General features: G+C 64.8%; 17 protein-coding genes. 7 read left to right on the top strand and 10 right to left on the bottom strand.

The genetic code is table 11. The features are described from left to right. Positions 1 to 300 precede the first annotated feature (300 nt). Both RAD10_RS33010 and RAD10_RS33005 read right to left on the bottom strand, forming a co-directional pair. Entirely contained in the window at positions 301 to 1074 is a 774-nt protein-coding gene (locus RAD10_RS33010; RefSeq protein ID WP_461620675.1) for a gamma-glutamyl-gamma-aminobutyrate hydrolase family protein, read from the bottom strand. Positions 1075 to 1165: 91 nt separating this feature from the next. After that, the gene (locus RAD10_RS33005; protein WP_461620674.1) at positions 1166 to 1864 is read right to left on the bottom strand and encodes a hypothetical protein; all 699 of its coding nucleotides are present in this window, start codon (positions 1862 to 1864) and stop codon (positions 1166 to 1168) included. 135 nt (positions 1865 to 1999) lie between these two features. Between RAD10_RS33005 and RAD10_RS33000 the strand changes: the two genes are divergently transcribed. After that, a complete protein-coding gene (locus RAD10_RS33000) occupies positions 2000 to 3139 on the top strand; it encodes an AI-2E family transporter (protein WP_461620673.1) in 1140 nt (379 codons plus the stop codon). Between the two features lie 3 nt (positions 3140 to 3142). Here RAD10_RS33000 and RAD10_RS32995 read toward each other — a convergent pair whose 3' ends face one another. The 6 genes from RAD10_RS32995 to RAD10_RS32970 form a co-directional block, all read right to left on the bottom strand. Beyond that, on the bottom strand, positions 3143 to 3439 hold the full coding sequence (locus tag RAD10_RS32995; RefSeq protein ID WP_035673823.1) for an antibiotic biosynthesis monooxygenase family protein: 297 nt from the start codon (positions 3437 to 3439) through the stop codon (positions 3143 to 3145). Positions 3440 to 3542: 103 nt separating this feature from the next. Then, positions 3543 to 3782, bottom strand: a complete 240-nt coding sequence (locus tag RAD10_RS32990; protein ID WP_038948765.1) for a hypothetical protein — start codon at positions 3780 to 3782, stop codon at positions 3543 to 3545. Positions 3783 to 3841: 59 nt separating this feature from the next. After that, on the bottom strand, positions 3842 to 5062 hold the full coding sequence (locus RAD10_RS32985; RefSeq protein ID WP_091965255.1) for a GGDEF domain-containing protein: 1221 nt from the start codon (positions 5060 to 5062) through the stop codon (positions 3842 to 3844). A gap of 230 nt (positions 5063 to 5292) precedes the next feature. Then, complete coding sequence (gene rpsI, locus RAD10_RS32980; protein WP_008547917.1) at positions 5293 to 5772, bottom strand: 30S ribosomal protein S9; 480 nt, start codon at positions 5770 to 5772, stop codon at positions 5293 to 5295. 1 nt (position 5773) lies between these two features. Continuing rightward, the gene (gene rplM / locus RAD10_RS32975; RefSeq protein ID WP_091965253.1) at positions 5774 to 6238 is read right to left on the bottom strand and encodes a 50S ribosomal protein L13; all 465 of its coding nucleotides are present in this window, start codon (positions 6236 to 6238) and stop codon (positions 5774 to 5776) included. 158 nt (positions 6239 to 6396) lie between these two features. After that, the gene (locus RAD10_RS32970) at positions 6397 to 6825 is read right to left on the bottom strand and encodes a PaaI family thioesterase (protein ID WP_091965251.1); all 429 of its coding nucleotides are present in this window, start codon (positions 6823 to 6825) and stop codon (positions 6397 to 6399) included. Between the two features lie 85 nt (positions 6826 to 6910). Between RAD10_RS32970 and RAD10_RS32965 the strand changes: the two genes are divergently transcribed. The 4 genes from RAD10_RS32965 to RAD10_RS32950 all read left to right on the top strand — a co-directional run bounded on the left by RAD10_RS32965 (position 6911) and on the right by RAD10_RS32950 (position 10400). Continuing rightward, positions 6911 to 7735 (top strand): enoyl-CoA hydratase, encoded by an 825-nt coding sequence (locus tag RAD10_RS32965; RefSeq protein ID WP_461620672.1) that lies wholly within the window; start codon positions 6911 to 6913, stop codon positions 7733 to 7735. Between the two features lie 108 nt (positions 7736 to 7843). Continuing rightward, positions 7844 to 8428, top strand: coding sequence for a CoA-binding protein (locus RAD10_RS32960; RefSeq protein WP_461620681.1), 585 nt, complete (start codon positions 7844 to 7846; stop codon positions 8426 to 8428). A 149-nt stretch (positions 8429 to 8577) separates the two neighbouring features. Beyond that, positions 8578 to 9858 (top strand): O-acetylhomoserine aminocarboxypropyltransferase, encoded by a 1281-nt coding sequence (locus tag RAD10_RS32955; protein WP_104462877.1) that lies wholly within the window; start codon positions 8578 to 8580, stop codon positions 9856 to 9858. 197 nt (positions 9859 to 10055) lie between these two features. Next, entirely contained in the window at positions 10056 to 10400 is a 345-nt protein-coding gene (locus RAD10_RS32950) for a hypothetical protein (RefSeq protein ID WP_461620671.1), read from the top strand. On the opposite strand, the gene RAD10_RS32945 is transcribed toward RAD10_RS32950, so the two are convergent. Next, the gene (locus RAD10_RS32945; protein ID WP_461620670.1) at positions 10401 to 11483 is read right to left on the bottom strand and encodes a COX15/CtaA family protein; all 1083 of its coding nucleotides are present in this window, start codon (positions 11481 to 11483) and stop codon (positions 10401 to 10403) included. It lies immediately after the preceding gene. Positions 11484 to 11580: 97 nt separating this feature from the next. On the opposite strand from RAD10_RS32945, the gene RAD10_RS32940 reads away from it, so the two are divergent. Continuing rightward, positions 11581 to 11802, top strand: coding sequence for a DUF2842 domain-containing protein (locus RAD10_RS32940; protein ID WP_091965239.1), 222 nt, complete (start codon positions 11581 to 11583; stop codon positions 11800 to 11802). On the opposite strand, the gene RAD10_RS32935 is transcribed toward RAD10_RS32940, so the two are convergent. Beyond that, positions 11786 to 12829: a polysaccharide deacetylase family protein gene (locus RAD10_RS32935; RefSeq protein ID WP_461620669.1), complete on the bottom strand. Its 1044-nt coding sequence runs from the start codon at positions 12827 to 12829 to the stop codon at positions 11786 to 11788. The two genes, RAD10_RS32940 and RAD10_RS32935, sit on opposite strands and share 17 nt — an antisense overlap. 128 nt (positions 12830 to 12957) lie before the next feature. Here RAD10_RS32935 and RAD10_RS32930 point away from each other — a divergent pair, with 128 nt between their 5' ends. Next, entirely contained in the window at positions 12958 to 14139 is a 1182-nt protein-coding gene (locus RAD10_RS32930) for a GNAT family N-acetyltransferase (protein ID WP_461620668.1), read from the top strand. Positions 14140 to 14298 lie beyond the last annotated feature (159 nt).

Genomic DNA, 14298 nt, shown 5'->3' with positions numbered 1-14298 from the left:
CTTGCTCCGTCATTGCGAGGAGCTCTTGCGACGAAGCAATCCAGAATCCCGTCGCGGAAAGACTCTGGATTGCTTCCACCTTCGCCAAGGCTTCGGCGGACAAGTCGCTACGCTCGCAATGACGAGTTTGATGCAGCTGTGCGCCAGATTTCCGCTCTCGTGCCCCGGACGCAGCGCAGCGCTTCTTCAGCGGTGCGCTGCAGAGCCGGGGCCCATGCCGCAACGGAGTCCAGGGCGCTGGGTCCCGGCTCTGCGCAGCAGCGTAAGAACGCTGCAGCGCGTCCGGGACACGCGTGTGCCCTACGCCGCCGCGCGCTGCCGCGCGACCAGCGCTTCGCCAAACGCCTCGAACAGCTTGCGGTTGACCGGATTGCGCTGGGGATCGTATTCGGCGTGCCATTGCACGCCGAGCGCGAAGGTCGGAGCTTCCGCGATCCGGATCGCCTCGATGGTGCCGTCCTCGGCGACGCCCTCGACCAGCACGCGCTTGCCGGGATCGAGGATGCCCTGGCCATGCAGTGAATTGACCCTGATCTTCTCGCAGCCGAGCAGTGTTGCGAATGCTCCGCCCGGCGTCAGCTCGACGTCGTGACGGTCGGCGAACACCACGGTCGGATCGGGGTGGATCTCGCCGTTCTCGAGCCGGGGCATGCGATGGTTCATGCGGCCGGGAATTTCGCGAATCTCGGGATGCAGCGAGCCGCCGAAGGCGACGTTCATCTCCTGCAGGCCGCGGCAGATGCCGAACAGCGGCACACCGCGGGCGACGCAGGCGACCGAAAGCGCCAGCGCCACCTCGTCGCGATGGATATCGTACGGCTCGTGGCGCTCACACGGGTCGACATTGAAGCGGGTCGGATGGACATTGGCGCGGGCACCGGTGAGCACGATCCCGTCGACCACGTCGAGCAGCGCGCCGATATCGGTGATATCGGGCGCACCCGCGAACATCATCGGCAGGCCACCGGAAACCTCAGCCACGGCGCGCAAATTGCGCTCGCCGACCATCTGGACCTGAAATCGATTTTCGACGCGATGGGCATTCCCGATCACGCCGACGACCGGCTTTCTCATCTGTCGTTCCGCGCCTCTCCGATAAGAAGATTCTCCAAACATGCCCTTGGGCTGGAACAAATTCAACAGAAGGGATCGCGGGACGGCAATGCTATTTTCGCGCAAATGCCTCCCGGGCCTCGCCCCCGGCGGGCAGCCCGGCGGCCTGCAGTGCGGTTGCGGCCGGATCGCCCGGGGCGGCCAGCCAAGGCAGTTTCGCGTTGATGCCGCGCGTCACGGGCTCTCCGAGCACCCCACCGAAATCAACCGGCCAGAACCCGTTGGGCACGACTTCGACCGTGATGCCCCGGATCGCATAGCCCTCGCCCAGAACCGCCTCCGCATGGTCGCCGGCGACAAGGCGCGCCGTCTTGGGATCCTTGGGATCGCCAAAGCTGACGAGCACCGGCACGAGGTCTGCTTGCACCGGGACAACGCCGGTTTGCCGGTGGATATCGTTGAACGAGACGCGGTCGCCGCGCGCGGCGCCATAGGCACGAAGCGCGACATAGTTGATGTCGTCAAAGTCCAGCTTGGCGTCCTGCCGGTGCGCCAGCAATGCCACCAGATTCTTGCTCTGACCGAGATCGACGAACACCGCCTCCCCGCGCATCGTGGTGCGGCCGCCACGGTTATAGTTGCGGTCGGGCACGACGGCCAGAACGCCGGATCCGGCCTTGATCCCGTCAGGCGTCGTGACCTCGACCGTGAGACGAAATTTGTGGCCGGGCCGGTTGATCCGGATCTGGTCGCCGACCACGATCACGGCCAGAAGCCCGAGCAGACCGGCCCATTTGCTGATGAAGCTCAAACCGCCCCCATTGTTCTTTCCTCATCGCTCTGCACCGTCGGCGCGCCGACGTCAAACCAGCGCGTTGACGCGGTCTTGATCCAAAGCGCGTTTGTCGAGAGAGTGCGGCGCGCATTGCGCTGAAAAGGACCCGATGTGACCATGTCCAAAGATGAACGCTCCCGGACCCGCGGCGACCTCGCTTGGGCGATCTCGGTCGGGGGCATCGGCGTCGTGCTGTTCACCGCGCTGCTCGCCTTCACCTGGTATTTCGCCGCCACCCTGCTGCTGATCTTCACCGGCATGCTGCTCGGTCTCGGCCTCAACGCGCTGACGGGCGCGCTCGGCCGCCGCGTGCCCCTGCCGCATCCGGTGCGGCTCGCGATCGTCTGCACTGCGCTCGCCCTGATGCTCGCCGGCATCGCCTATCTCGGCGGCGCCACCATCGCCGAACAGGCTTCGCTGCTGAGCAAGACCATCAAGTCGCAGATCGGAAATGTGAAGTCCTTCCTGGACAACCACGGCATCGACACCAGCTTCTTCGATTTCGGCAACGGCGCGACCGACGCCTCGACCACCGCGCCCTCGGAGACGGCGCCCGCACCAGCAGCGCCCTCGCGCGGTCCCCTGCCCGGCGCAGGCGCGCTGGCCTCCAGCGGCGGGGCGATCGTGAGCCAGACCTTCAAGCTGCTGCTCGGCACCATCCACGGTGTCGGCAACATCTTCATCGTGCTGTTCCTGGGCTTCGCCTTCGCCGCCCAGCCCGCCGTCTATCACGACGGTCTGCTGTTCCTGGCGCCGGCCCGGCACCGCACCCGGGTCGCCCTCATCATCGATCGCACAGCTGAGACTCTGGAGCGCTGGCTGATCGCGCAGATCATCGTCATGCTCGCGGTCGGCGTGGTGACCTGGATCGGGCTTGCCGTCATCGGCATCCCCAGCTCGTTCATCCTGGGAATTCAGGCCGGCCTGCTCGCCTTCATCCCGACCATCGGGGCCATCATCGCCGGCGTCGTCGTGGTGCTGGCGAGCCTTGCCTCGGGCTGGATCCCGGCGCTATCGGCCTTTCTGCTCTTCATGGGCGTGCACGCCATGGAGAGCTACGTGCTGACGCCGATCCTGCAGCGGCAGGCGCTGGACATTCCGCCGGCCACGCTGTTCGCGTTCCAGATCTTGCTCGGCGTCGTGTTCGGCATCTGGGGCCTGGCGCTGGCACTGCCGCTGGTCGCCATCGCCAAGGTCATGATCGACCATTTCAAGACCTATGAGGCGCCGCCTTTGGCAGAAGCGGCGTAACCCTCAGGTCGTGAGCACGGTCTCGGTGTGCTCCACCTCGGGCGGCGAGGCAAAATACTGGCCGACAAGGCCGCGCCATTCGGTGAAGTTTTCCGAGCCGCGGAAATCGACGGTGTGGTTTTCCAGCGTCGCCCATTTCACCATCAGCCGGTAGCGCTGCGGCTTTTCGATCGATTTGTGCAGCTCGAAGCCGTGAAAGCCCTTGGAGCGGCCGAAGGCGGCCTTGGCCTTGGCGACGGCGGCCTCAAAGTCCTTTTCGCTGCCCGGCTTGACGTCGATTTGCGCGATCTCGGTGATCATCGGTTTCCACCCGTTTTTTGTTCGATGGGCGTGTCTAGCGCAGCCGGCGAAAAAGAAAAAGGCGCCGAAACGGCGCCCTGGTCGGCCAAAAAATGCAGATCTCTCAGATCAGCAGCAGAACGGTGCCCGCCACGATCAGGGCGCAGCCGATGAACAGCGCGAGCGGCCAGTAGCTGCGGCGGCCTTGCGTGTAACGCCCCTGCGCGCGGCGCTCGGTGATCAGCGCGCTCTCGTATTCATCCGCAGTGGAGAACAGACAGGCGAAGCCGCTGCGTGCCGAGGCCGCAGCGGCTTCGAGCGACATCAGGGCAGCTTGCGGGTTCTGTCGACGGATCGATTCCATGACCGCAATGGTAGGGATCGAATGGTAAACAGAGGATTACCGCGATGCTGCTCTGCGTCTCAGGCGGTGGCCGGCCGCGGCTGCGGCGCACTGATCCGCGCGGCGCTCTGGCGGCGCCAGTTCTCCAGCGACAGCGGCAGCTCCTCCGCCGCCTCGACGCGGTTACGGCCGCCGCGCTTCGCCTGGTAGAGCGCGGTGTCTGCGGATGCCAGCAGCACCTCGAGCTCGGTGCCGGCAGGTCCGCCGGCGACGCCGATGCTGACGGTGGTGTCCACCGGGCCTTCGTCGACCACGACGCCGGAAGTCTCGAAAGCCTCGCGCACGCGCTCGGCGACCAGCACGCCCTCCTCCAGCGAACACGGCAGCAGCGCTGCGAACTCCTCGCCGCCGATGCGGCCCGACATGTCGGTGATGCGCAAATTGCTGACGACGACGGTCGAGAACAGTTTCAGCATCTCGTCGCCGGCAGGGTGGCCGAAGCGGTCGTTGATCGACTTGAAGTGATCGATGTCGAAGATCATCACGGTCACGGGACGTCCGGCCTTGGCCTCGCGCTCGATCACGCGGCCGCAGGCTTCCGAGAAGCCGCGCCGGTTGAGCATGCCGGTCAGGGGATCGGTCGACGCGGCGGTGCGGTGCGCGGTCACGGTGCGCTCGGACACCAGCATGAAGATCACGAACACGGTGCCGACGGCATATAGGATGAGTTCAACCGCGAACACCTTGACCCAGATGCTCTGGGAGAAGCCGGCATCGTGCGGACGCAGGAAGCTGCCGATCAGGACCGGCAGCATCAACACGCAGCCATGCATCACCGGCATCACGAAAGCCGGCCAGCGCCGCTGCAGGCTCTTGCGCCGTTCGGTCCAGAGCTCGCTGGCGGTCAATGCCGCATAAACCGAGACGATGCCGGCGCCGATGATCATCCGCAACATGGATGCCTCGGGGGCGAGCAGCGTGACGGCGGCGACCCAGGCCAGCGCGCCGACGAGGAGACCCGGCCAGTTCGGCTTGCGGCCGTGGAAGACGCGCGCCGCATTCCACACCATGCCGCAGGCGACGAATCCGACCGCGTTCAGCGCAAGGTAAAGATGCGGGCCCAGCCTGTCGCCGGCCGCGGTCCACAGCGCGACGGAGGCGGCACCGAGCAGATAGGCGGTGCCCCACCATTTCAGTGCAGGGCTGTTCTCCTGCCTGCCGAAAAACACCATCATGGCGCCGAGCAATGCGGCGACCATGGTGGCGACCAAATAGAGCGTGATGCTATCGAGCGACATCATGTCGGCCCCCTCTAGAAAATAGCAGTTACGCGACCGGCCCCAGCCGATTTGCGCGCCCTTCCGAATGCGACGCTAGGTCGCGCGAGTTCCATTCAGGTTTTCGTGGGAGGCCAAGTTTTCGGGAAACACGCCATCAATTTGCATACAAACGAACAACAAAAAGGGCGCTGAAATCAGCGCCCTTTTGCATCTCATTGAAGCCGCTTTCGCGGCGAATGTGACCGAAGCGATTAACGCTTCGAGAACTGGAAGGACCGGCGGGCCTTGGCCTTGCCGTACTTCTTGCGCTCGACCACGCGGGAGTCGCGGGTCAGGAAGCCGCCCTTCTTGAGCACGGAGCGCAGCTCCGGCTCGAAATAGGTGAGCGCCTTGGAGATGCCGTGACGGACCGCGCCGGCCTGGCCGGACAGACCGCCGCCGGCAACCGTGCAGATCACGTCGTACTGGCCCGAACGCGCGGCCACGGAGAACGGCTGCTCGATCATCATGCGCAGCACGGGACGGGCGAAATAGACCTCGACCTCGCGCGAGTTGACCGTGACCTTGCCGGCACCCGGCTTGATCCAGACGCGGGCGACCGCGTCCTTGCGCTTGCCGGTGGCATAGGCGCGGTTGAACTTGTCGACCTTCTTCTCGTGCTTGGGCGCATCGGGCGCCGCCGCCGTCTTGAGCTGCGAGAGCTGGTCGAGCGACTGGATGGATTCGGCCATGTTATGCGGCCCTCGTGTTCTTGCGGTTCAACTTGGCGATATCGATCTTCTCGGGCGTCTGGGCCTCGTGCGGATGATCGGCGCCGCCATAGACACGGAGATTGCCCATCTGGACACGACCGAGCGGACCACGCGGGATCATGCGCTCGACGGCCTTCTCGAGCACGCGCTCGGGATGCTTGCCCTCGAGGATCTGGCGCGCGGTGCGCTCCTTGATGTGGCCGACATAACCAGTGTGCTTGTAATAGGTCTTCTGCTCGCGCTTGCGCCCCGTGAGGACCGCATGCTGCGCATTGATGATGATGACGTTGTCGCCGCAATCAACGTGCGGGGTGTAGGTCGGGAGGTGCTTGCCGCGCAGGCGCATGGCGACGATGGTGGCGAGGCGGCCGACGACCAGACCCTTGGCGTCGATCAGTACCCACTTCTTCGTCACCTCAGCCGGCTTTGCCGAAAAGGTTTTCATGTCAGAGTTTCCGTGGACGGGGAGCATCGGCGCGAACACCGCACCGGACTGCGCGTTTTTCTAGAGAAGAGACGCGCAACGGTCAATGCCCGACAACGGAAATTAGTGCCGTAATATCAATTACTTAAAAATATGGTGCTATATTACCTGCAAAAAGTTCAAACATTTGGAATGGAATAGGTCGAGGTGACATGGGCGATCGGATCGGGCGAGCTGCCGGACAGCAGTTTCACCTCCCCGACCGCAAGCCGCTTGCCGAGCTTGAGCAGCCGCGCCTCCGCCAGCACGTCCTGCCCCGGCTGGCCCTTGCGCAGGAAGTTGATGTTGAGATTGGTGGTGACGGCGAGCCCGACCGGCCCGATCGCGGACAGAAGCACCACGTACATCGCGAAATCGGCGAGCGCCATCAGCGTCGGGCCGGACACGGTTCCGCCCGGTCGCAGCATCCTTTCGCTGTAGCGTTGGCGCAAAAGGCAGGTCTGGCCGTCCGCGCTTTCGATCGTGATGTCGTCGCCGCTGAAGGCCTGAGGAAACTCGTGACGGAGGAACTGCTCGACCTCTGCCACGCTCATTTTCGCTAACGCCATGCTGTTCCCCACCCTCGCTTCACTCGCCCTGTTACATTAAGTTATCTGCGTCATTCAAATGCAATAATCCAACGGAAACGCTTCGATGTCCGCCCAGGCCGCCCGCGCCCCCTCCCCGCAACCGCCGATCCTGCTGCGCGAGACCGTAGGCCCGATCGCCGTGCTGACGCTGAACCGCCCCGCCGCGCGCAACAGCCTTTCGGCGGCGATGATCGCCAGCCTGCATGCGGAGCTCAACGAGATCCGCGATGACAAGGCCGTCCGCGGCGTCGTGATCGCCGCCAACGGTTCTGCCTTCTCCGCCGGCCACGACATGAAGGAGCTGACCGCGCGCCGCACTGACCCGGATCGCGGCCGCGCCTTCTTTGCCGAGATGATGACCGCCTGCAGCGCGATGATGCAGGCGATCGTGCATCTGCCAAAGCCTGTGGTCGCATCCGTCCAGGGTATCGCGACCGCGGCCGGCTGCCAGCTCGTGGCCAGCTGCGATCTCGCCATCGCCTCGGAGGACGCGAAATTCGCAACGCCTGGCGTCGACATCGGCTTGTTCTGCTCGACCCCGATGGTGGCGCTGTCGCGCAACGTGCCGCGCAAGCAGGCGATGGAGATGCTGCTGACGGGCGAGCCTGTTGCGGCCGCGCGCGCCCGCGAGATCGGCCTCATCAACCGCGTGGTGCCCGCCGGCACCGAACGCGACGCCGCGATCGCGCTGGCGGAGCAGGTTGCGCTGAAATCGGCCTACACCGTCAAGCTCGGCAAGGAGGCGTTCTATCGCCAGGCCGAGATGAGCCTTGCGGAGGCCTATCGCTATGCCGCAGAGGTAATGACCGAGAACATGATGGCGCGCGACGCCGAGGAAGGCATCGGCGCCTTCATCGAGAAGCGCACGCCGACATGGCGGGATGAGTAGTAGCAGTTCTTATGCTGTCATTCCGGGCGGCTCGAAGAGCCGACCCGGAATCTCGAGATTCCGGGTTCGATGCTTCGCGTCGCCCCGGAATGACGAATGAAGGATCACATGAACCACGACGCCTATCCCGACAATTACATCCGCGCCATCCTCAACAGCGTGAAGTCGATCGCGATGGTCGGCGCCTCGCCGGTCAATGTGCGGCCGAGCTATTTCGCATTCAAATATCTGGCGCAGCGTGGCTACGACATGATCCCGGTCAATCCCGGCCATGTCGGCAAGGAGCTGCTCGGAAAGCCCTTTATCGCCTCGCTGTCCGACATCGGCCGTCCCATCGACATGATCGACATTTTTCGCAATTCCAGCCACATCATGCCTGTCGTCGAGGAAGCTCTCACGCTCGACCCGCTGCCGAAGGTGATCTGGATGCAGCTTGGCGCACGTGACGACGTGGCGGCAGCGAAAGCCGAGTCGGTCGGTATCAAGGTGGTGATGAACCGTTGCCCCAAGATCGAATATGGCCGCCTGTCGTCCGAGATCTCCTGGATGGGCGTGAATTCGCGCACGCTCAGCTCCAAGCGCGCGCCGGCACCGACGCAAGGCATGCGACTATCCCTCAATCGGATGAGCGTCGGCGGCGGCGACACTGCGGCCTCCGATCGTGCCGCCAAGAACAAGACCGAGCAAAGCTGACGCAATTGCGAGGGATTCATTTTGCTAACGCGACAATGCGTAGCAAGATCATTCCCAAATGGTCTTGACGTGACGCGGCGCCTTGACGGCGAGCGCGGCGCCCATCAGCATGCCGCGCGATTTCAGACCAAGAGAACAGGACGCCCTCAATGAGCGATCGCCTTCCGGGATTTTCAACCCTCGCCGTGCATGCCGGTGCACAGCCCGACCCCACCACCGGTGCGCGCGCGACTCCGATTTATCAAACGACCTCGTTCGTGTTCAACGATGCCGACCACGCCGCCTCGCTGTTCGGCCTGCAGGCGTTCGGCAACATCTATACCCGCATCGGCAATCCCACCAACGCGGTGCTGGAAGAGCGCGTCGCCGCGCTCGAAGGCGGCACGGCCGCGCTTGCGGTGGCCTCGGGCCATGCGGCGCAGGTCGTGGTGTTGCAGCAATTGATGCAGCCCGGCGACGAGTTCATCGCCGCGCGAAAACTCTATGGCGGCTCGATCAATCAGTTCACGCACGCCTTCAAGAGCTTTGGCTGGAACGTGGTGTGGGCCGATCCCGACGACGTCGCGAGCTTCGAGCGCGCGGTGACGCCGCGCACCAAGGCGATCTTCATCGAGTCCATTGCCAATCCCGCCGGCAGCATCACCGACATCGAGGCAATCTCGACGGTGGCGCGGAAGGCCGGCGTGCCGCTGATCGTCGACAACACGCTGGCCTCGCCCTACCTGATCCGCCCGATCGACCACGGCGCCGACATCGTCGTGCACTCGCTGACGAAATTTCTGGGCGGTCACGGCAATTCGCTCGGCGGCATCATCGTCGATGCCGGCACCTTCGACTGGTCGACCGGCGGCAAATATCCGATGCTGTCGGAGCCGCGGCCGGAATATCACGGCATCCGCCTGCAGGAGACCTTTGGCAATTTCGCCTTCGCGATCGCTTGCCGCGTGCTGGGCTTGCGCGACCTCGGCCCCGCGCTGTCGCCGTTCAACGCCTTCATGATCCTGACCGGCATCGAGACCTTGCCGCTGCGCATGCAGAAGCAGTGCGACAATGCCAAGGCGATCGCCGAATTCCTCGCCGGCCATCCGGCGGTGGCCTCGGTGAGCTATGCCGGCCTTGCGAGCGACAAGTACAATCAGCTCGCGCGCAAATACGCGCCGAAGGGCGCGGGCGCCGTGTTCACCTTCAGCCTGAAGGGCGGCTATGACGCCGGCGTCAGCCTGGTGTCGAAACTGCAGCTGTTCTCGCACCTGGCCAATGTCGGCGACACCCGCTCGCTGGTGATCCACCCGGCCTCCACCACGCACAGCCAGCTCGACGACGCCGCCAAGGTGAAGTCCGGCGCCGGGCCTGACGTGGTGCGTCTCTCGATCGGCATCGAGGACAAGGAAGACCTGATCGCCGATCTGGAGCAGGCGCTGGGGGCGTAGTCATCGCTGTCATTCCGGGATGGTCCGAAGGACCAGACCCGGAATCTCGAGATTCTCGGGTGCGCAATCGCGCACCTGAGTTCGCGCTCACGCGCGCCCCGGAATGATGGTGGCTTTGGCCGCCGTCAGTTAACAGTCATTAACCATATCTACCGCATAGATGGCCTTTGGATCGCCCCTTTGATTCGGAGCCGACGATGCTGCGCTGGATGGTGCCTGCCCTTGCGGCGATGCTGACGGTTTCAGCCGCCGTTGCCGCTGACTTGCCGGCCACGCCGAAGCGGCGCGCCGCAGTTCCGCCGCAGGAGCCGCCGCAGGTCTATGTCGATACCGACCCGGATGCGCTGATCTCGCCGGCCTACGGCATCGGCAGCTACATCCGCAATCTGCCGGGCACGCCGCTCCTGCCCGGCTCCAACACCTTGCCGGGCTATTACGGCCGCCCCTGGAGCTACGATTATCAGGGCCCGTATTACGGCGGGAAGCAGGTCGATTATTTCTGGCGCCTGCCTTACGCGTGCGGCATCTACGGCTATTGCTGATCAGCCGGGCTGGCTAATCGGAACCGCACGCGGCTGCGCCTCCGCAGATCGCCGCGAAGCGAGCCGTTCCACCTGCATCACCGCGAGCATCAGCACGACGATTGCGACGGCCTGGTGCGACAGCGCGAGGTCGATCGGCACCTGGTTGAGCAGCGTGAGAATGCCGAGCACCGCCTGCAGGCTCACCGCCGCGAACAGCCAGAGCGCGCCGCTTGCCGCCGCACCTGCGCGCGAACCCACCGCGTCGATCGCATGCAGCGCGGCCAGCGCGAACAGCGCATAGGCGGTCATGCGGTGCTCGAACTGCACCGTCAGCACATTGTCGAACATGTTGCGCCACCACGGCGTCTCGAACCACAGCCGCTCGGCCGAGGGAATGAACGCGCCGTCGATCTGCGGCCAGGTGTTGTACGCGCGCCCGGCGCGCAGGCCCGCAACCAGCGCACCGAAATAGATCTGCACGAACGTCACGACGAGCAGCAGTGCACTCGTGAAGCGCAACCGCGCCGGTGCTGCGATCTGCGGCCGCTCCTTGAGCCGCCGCACCGTCCAGACGATGCCAGCGAAGATCAGGAGCGCGAGCACAAGATGCGTCGCCAACCGATATTGCGACACCTCGACCCGTCCCGTCAGGCCCGAGGCCACCATCCACCAGCCCACCGCGCCCTGGAGACCGCCAAGCGCGAACAGCAACCACAGCCTGCGCTTCAATTCACCGGACAGGCCACCGCGCCACAGGAAGAACAGGAACGGCAGCAGATAGGCGACGCCGATGAACCGGCCGAGCAGCCGGTGGCTCCATTCCCACCAGAAAATCTGCTTGAACTCGGACAGGCTCATGCCCGCATTGAGCTCGCGATACTGCGGGATCTTCTTGTAGGCCTCGAACGCCTCGGTCCACTGTGTCTCCGACAGTGGCGGCACGCTGCCCGTGACCGGCTTCCATTCGACGATCGAGAGGCCGGATTCCGTGAGCCGCGTCGCGCCGCCGACCAGTACCATCAGCGCGATCAGCGCGGCGACCGAGATCAGCCACCAGCGCACGGCGCGATGCGGGTTGGTTGGGACAGAATTCGTCGTCATTTCAGAGGCTAAAACCAGGGCTTGAACCGGACTGCGTGCCCCTTATAGTCCCCCGCTCCCGCAGCGCAAGTTACGTGAAAGCCGCTAGTAGTCCGTCATGACGATCCGCACCCGCAAGTTCCTCGGCGCCATCCTGCTCCTGGTGCTGGCCACGGTCTGGGCCCTGCTCGGCATGGCGGCTGCGCAGATTCCGTGGATTGCCGAGTCCGGCTGGCGGCAGGCGATCTACTACGTGGTCGTGGGCATGGGCTGGGTGCTGCCGGCGATGCCGATCGTGAGCTGGATGCAGCGGCCTGATCGCGTCAAGTCTGGCTCGTAGCGGTCGGCCTCACCGGCGCAAACGCAACACCCGACACCAGCACGCGCAACATGCGCAGCGAGCGCACGCGGCCGTCCCAGGAAATCCGCGGCAGCGCGCGCAGATTGGTCCGCCCCTCCGCGTCCACGATGCCCGGGATCGTCGACACCGCGCTGGCAAAGCCCGCCTCCTCCGCCATCATGACGTGGCTGCGCCGGAACGAGGTACGGTCGCCGAACGGAAAGGCGAGATGCCTAACATCGCGGCGGAAGGCCGCTTCGGCAACGGCCTTGCCCATCGCCATCTCGCGCAAGGCTGCCGTATCCTTCATGCTGGCGAGAACCGGATAGTTCACGGTGGCGCTGCCGATCGTGACGAGCGGATCGGCGGCGAGCTTCGCCAGATCCTCCCAATCCATCGACGCCTCGCGCGAGAGCGCGGCAAGATCAATGCGGTAGCGCGTGCAGAGATCGGCGATCGCGGCCGATAGATCCGCCGGTGACAGCGAGCGCAGCCAGCTCTCGAGATGCGAGAACAGCGCCTGCTTCTCGGCATTGCCGGTGACAGTGAAGCGCTGCTCCCTCTCGCCCATCATCAGGTTGATGCGGCTCTCGCGCGCGATCACCTGTTCGAGCCCGAGCCACCAGGCTTGCCCGACACCGTCGGGAAAGGCGGTGGGTACGTAGACCGTGAAGGGCACGGCGTGATGCGCCAGCACCGGATAGGCGAAGTCGATGAGATCCTTGGGCGCACCATCGAAGGATAGCGCCACGAAACGCCGCTTCTCCGGCAGTGTCACCGCGCGCCGGCAGACCTCGTCCATGCCGAGAAAATCGTAGTTCCAGCGCTTCAACGCGCGAATGGCGCGGTCGAGAAATTGCGGCGTGATCTCGTGCGCGCGCAGCGGCTGAAACCCGCCGCGCCGCCGTGGCCGCACCCGCGCAAAGCGCAGGATGGCGCCGGCACCGCGTCTGCGCAGCGCGGCCTGGCCGGTGAACCAGGCCAGCTCGAGGCGCAGCCGTTCCAGCCATCTGTCGTCGGATGCCAATATCCCACCTTCGCGCCCCCAAGGCGCCGTTCCCTCTCTTATTGTCCTTACCCTTTGTTGACATTTCTTTGCAAAGGTCGGCCACAGGCCGAATTACGTCTATTTTGATTTCTCGACAGGTTTCGCGAATGACCATGGCTGCGGCGATGCAAAGCCGGACGGCAGAAGCGCCAGCGCGGTCGAAAGCGAGCCGTATCGCGCATGTCGATATCGTCACCGATCTCGGCGCCGCCGAGGCGGTCTGGCGCGCCTTCGAGGAGCCCGGCCATCTCTTCACGCCCTATCAGCGGTTCGATCTGCTGAGCCCCTGGCAGCGACTGGTCGGCGAGCGCGAGGGTGCGCGGCCCTTCGTCGTGATCGCCCGTGACGCCGATCACGCGCCGTTGATGCTGCTGCCGCTCTCGCTGCGCCAAAGCCACGGCGTGCGCACCGCCTGCTTCATGGGCGGCAAGCATACGACCTTCAACATGGGCCTGTGGAACGCCGCGTGTGCTGCGCAGACCACTGCCGCCGATCTCGATACGCTGCTTGCGCCGCTGCGCGAGCACATCGACGTGCTCGCGCTGACGCAGCAGCCGCAGCGCTGGCACGGCCAGCAGAACCCGTTTGCCCTATTGCCGCGGCAGAGCCCGATCAACGGCTGTCCGCAACTGGTGATGGAGCCGGGCGGGCCGCCGGCATCGCGGATCAGCAATTCCTTCCGCCGCCGCCTCAAGAGCAAGGAAAAGAAGCTCCAGGCGCTCGCCGGCTATCGCTATCACCTTGCCACGTCAGACGCGGACGTCACCCGCCTGCTCGACTGGTTCTTCCGCGTCAAGCCGGTGCGGATGGCAGAACAGAAGCTTCCAAACGTCTTCGCCGAGCCGGGCGTCGAGCAGTTCGTCCGCAGCGCCTGCCTTGCGCCGCGCGGTGAAGGCCGCGTCATCGACATCCATGCGCTCGAATGCGACGACGAGGTGATCGCGATCTTCGCCGGCGTCGCCGACGGCGAGCGCTTCTCGATGATGTTCAACACCTACACGATGTCCGAGCACGCCCGCTACAGCCCCGGCCTGATCCTGATGCGCTACATCATCGATCGCTACGGCGAGCGCGGCTACCGCTCGCTCGATCTCGGCATCGGTTCGGACGACTACAAGCGGATGTTCTGCAAGGACGACGAAGACATCTTCGACAGTTTTGTCCCACTGACCTCGCGCGGAAAGCTCGCGGCGATGGCGATGTCATCGCTCAGCCACGGCAAGCGGCTGGTGAAGCAGAACCAGATGCTGTTCGATCTGGCCCGGCGGCTGCGGCAGGCGTTCGGGTAAGAATTCACGGCTCGCGAGCTGCCCTGCTCCTGCAAGGCAAGTATCGTAGGGTGGGCAAAGCGACTTGTCCGCCGTAGCTCGCAGAGCGAAGGCGGAAGCGTGCCCACGTCTTTTGCGGCTGTATTGGACAGGCCGTGGGCACGGCGCAAGTGCGCCTTT

This window comes from Bradyrhizobium sp. 23AC (assembly GCF_054863025.1).
This window is presented reverse-complemented; position numbering and strand designations above follow the sequence as displayed.

Excerpts from the sequence above, each read along its gene's own strand:
- rpsI (WP_008547917.1), bottom strand. The coding sequence starts at position 5,772 with ATGGCCGAATCCATCCAGTCGCTCGACCAGCTCTCGCAGCTCAAGACG.
- RAD10_RS32995 (WP_035673823.1), bottom strand. The coding sequence starts at position 3,439 with ATGATCACCGAGATCGCGCAAATCGACGTCAAGCCGGGCAGCGAAAAG.
- RAD10_RS32965 (WP_461620672.1), top strand. The coding sequence starts at position 6,911 with ATGTCCGCCCAGGCCGCCCGCGCCCCCTCCCCGCAACCGCCGATCCTG.
- RAD10_RS33010 (WP_461620675.1), bottom strand. The coding sequence starts at position 1,074 with ATGAGAAAGCCGGTCGTCGGCGTGATCGGGAATGCCCATCGCGTCGAA.
- RAD10_RS32930 (WP_461620668.1), top strand. The coding sequence starts at position 12,958 with ATGACCATGGCTGCGGCGATGCAAAGCCGGACGGCAGAAGCGCCAGCG.
- RAD10_RS32940 (WP_091965239.1), top strand. The coding sequence starts at position 11,581 with ATGACGATCCGCACCCGCAAGTTCCTCGGCGCCATCCTGCTCCTGGTG.
- RAD10_RS32945 (WP_461620670.1), bottom strand. The coding sequence starts at position 11,483 with ATGACGACGAATTCTGTCCCAACCAACCCGCATCGCGCCGTGCGCTGG.
- RAD10_RS32955 (WP_104462877.1), top strand. The coding sequence starts at position 8,578 with ATGAGCGATCGCCTTCCGGGATTTTCAACCCTCGCCGTGCATGCCGGT.
- RAD10_RS32950 (WP_461620671.1), top strand. The coding sequence starts at position 10,056 with ATGCTGCGCTGGATGGTGCCTGCCCTTGCGGCGATGCTGACGGTTTCA.
- RAD10_RS32970 (WP_091965251.1), bottom strand. The coding sequence starts at position 6,825 with ATGGCGTTAGCGAAAATGAGCGTGGCAGAGGTCGAGCAGTTCCTCCGT.
- rplM (WP_091965253.1), bottom strand. The coding sequence starts at position 6,238 with ATGAAAACCTTTTCGGCAAAGCCGGCTGAGGTGACGAAGAAGTGGGTA.
- RAD10_RS32985 (WP_091965255.1), bottom strand. The coding sequence starts at position 5,062 with ATGATGTCGCTCGATAGCATCACGCTCTATTTGGTCGCCACCATGGTC.
- RAD10_RS32960 (WP_461620681.1), top strand. The coding sequence starts at position 7,844 with ATGAACCACGACGCCTATCCCGACAATTACATCCGCGCCATCCTCAAC.
- RAD10_RS32990 (WP_038948765.1), bottom strand. The coding sequence starts at position 3,782 with ATGGAATCGATCCGTCGACAGAACCCGCAAGCTGCCCTGATGTCGCTC.